Raw genomic sequence first — 560 nt, forward strand, 5'->3', positions numbered from 1 at the left:
TGTTATGCCAGCGTTATATTGCCGGCGAAAAGGAAAGGTATGAAGGGCAAAATTATAAAATGGGTTGATGACCGTGGTTTTGGATTTATTCAGAGTCATAATGCTGCTGGTGAGATTTTTGCTCATATATCTCAGTTTAAAAAAGGCTACCGTCGACCAAAAGTAGGCGATGAAGTTGAATTTCAACTTGAGTATAAAGATGATAAAACAAACGCTAAACTGATTTCTTTAGTTGGTGTTCAACCATCTAAATCAAGAAGCTCTTTCGTAACAAAAATTTTGGTGTTGGCTGTTATCACAATCGGCATACTTGGTTATCAATTTTTCTCAGAAAGTAACGTCTTTAAAAATGATTCAGCTCCTTTATTTGATACAACGCCAGCGTATGAAAATATGGGTTTTAGCTGTGATGGTAAAACTTATTGCAGTGAAATGAAGTCATGTGACGAAGCTAAGTTCTACATTGCTAACTGTCCAAATACAAAAATGGATGGTAATGGCGATGGTGTACCTTGTGAGAGTCAACACTGTAATTTTTAGTAGGCAATATAACAAATGCA

The 560-nt window shown here is 35.9% G+C and carries 1 protein-coding gene; it reads left to right on the forward strand.

From position 1 onward, the window contains the following. Positions 1–39 precede the first annotated feature (39 nt). Positions 40–540: a cold shock domain-containing protein gene (locus tag A6E03_RS10065; RefSeq protein WP_065600791.1), complete on the forward strand. Its 501-nt coding sequence runs from the start codon at positions 40–42 to the stop codon at positions 538–540. Positions 541–560 lie beyond the last annotated feature (20 nt).

The sequence above is a fragment of the Aliivibrio sp. 1S128 genome, from assembly GCF_001691065.1.
In the GTDB taxonomy this organism is placed as follows: Bacteria; Pseudomonadota; Gammaproteobacteria; order Enterobacterales; family Vibrionaceae; genus Aliivibrio.